Origin of the sequence: Streptomyces sp. NPDC002130 (assembly GCF_040296465.1) — a bacterium.
In the GTDB taxonomy this organism is placed as follows: Bacteria; Actinomycetota; Actinomycetes; order Streptomycetales; family Streptomycetaceae; genus Streptomyces.
Genome location: NZ_JBEOXI010000896.1, coordinates 1 through 1,351 on the forward strand (window position 1 = coordinate 1; position 1,351 = coordinate 1,351).

The 1,351-nt window shown below is 62.2% G+C and carries 1 protein-coding gene and 1 pseudogene; one reads left to right on the forward strand and one right to left on the reverse strand.

Annotation, left to right across the window (positions count from 1 at the left end; genetic code table 11):
* Positions 1 to 916 (reverse strand): AMP-binding protein (locus ABT116_RS46745; RefSeq protein ID WP_351647376.1); only part of this gene is annotated, 916 nt, incomplete at its 3' end.
* Positions 917 to 1,032: 116 nt separating this feature from the next.
* Between ABT116_RS46745 and ABT116_RS46750 the strand changes: the two are divergent.
* Positions 1,033 to 1,236 (forward strand): annotated as a pseudogene (locus tag ABT116_RS46750) (helix-turn-helix domain-containing protein); the annotation flags it as partial.
* Positions 1,237 to 1,351: the final 115 nt, after the last annotated feature.

Consider the following 1,351-nt stretch of genomic DNA (forward strand, 5'->3'; position numbering starts at 1 on the left):
CCTGCGGGTTCTGCTCGAGGTAGAGGTGCAGCCCCTGCCAGATGGTGGGTACGGCTGCGGCGAACGTCGGCTTCTCGCTGGCGATGATCGCTGCCAACGGGGCAGGCTGGAGGAAGCGGTCGGGCATGATCAGCGAAGCACCGATCATGAATGCGGCGTAGGGGAGTCCCCACGACATGGCGTGGAACTGAGGTACCACGGCGAGTGCACGATCGCCCTGTGCGAGGTTGGGGCCGTCGCTCATGCAGACCTGCATGGAGTGCAGGTAGATCGAACGGTGGGAGTAAACGACGCCCTTGGGGTCGCCCGTGGTACCGGACGTGTAACACATTGCGGCAGCGCTGAGTTCGTCGACCTCTGGCCAGTCGAACTCGGTGGGCTGATCGGCGATCAAGCCCTCGTAGGTGTGAACCTGCACGCCCTCGGGAGCTTCGAGCCCTGCAGTGGAGGAGCCGGTGACGACGATGTGCTTGACGGTCGTCAGTGACGGAGCAGGGCCGGGGCCGAACCAAGCGACGAAGTTGCCGTCGTCGTCTATCTCCAGTTCGCGGTCGTCGAAGGCGATCTCGCTTCCGGGGACATTCGAGTTGGTGTAGTTCCCGCTCAACACCTGGAAGCTGAGATCGGCTGTGGTGCCGCGCTTTCCGGTGACCTTGTATTCTTTGTCGTCGTTGATACGGGCGCCGAAGTAGAGGGTGTCCGGGTTGTCGAGACCCATCTTGGTGAACGGCCCGGTGCCCTGGATGAAACTCGGATGAGTCTTTTCGCTGGCCCAGGCGGCATGCGTCGTCGCAATGATTCCGCCGGCCAGATATTGGTATCCCTCCAGTAGATCCTGTTCGGATCTGATGTGCGGCGCAGTCTCGATCAATTTCTCGGCTTCGGCGATCGCCTCGGCAAACGGGTCCGTCAGCACGCTGGCTCCTCACAGTCCCGACTATGTCGCCGGTCCAGAGCGTCGTGGTACAAATATGTACCTATTTGGTAGATGTTGGGTATTCCGACAATAGAACGCGTTCTAGGGAGTGGTCAATGGGTGGACCGGAGAAGGCGCCTGAAGATGGTCGCCCGAGGGGGAGGCAATCGCCTCCCACCGAGCGGGTGGTTCAGGTACTCGATTACCTCGTCGGCCGCCCTGATCAGCGGTTCGGGCTGTCGGAACTGGCCCGCGCGCTCGAGATCAGCAAGCCCACCTGCCTGGGAATCCTCACGGCACTGGCTGATCGTGGATACCTGACTCGGGACGAGGTGTCGAAGACCTACCCCCCTCGACGCGGGCACGTTCGACAACTCCGACGCCTGGCTGGACGGCCTCAAGGCATCGGTCACCTACGACGGCAAGACCTACGGC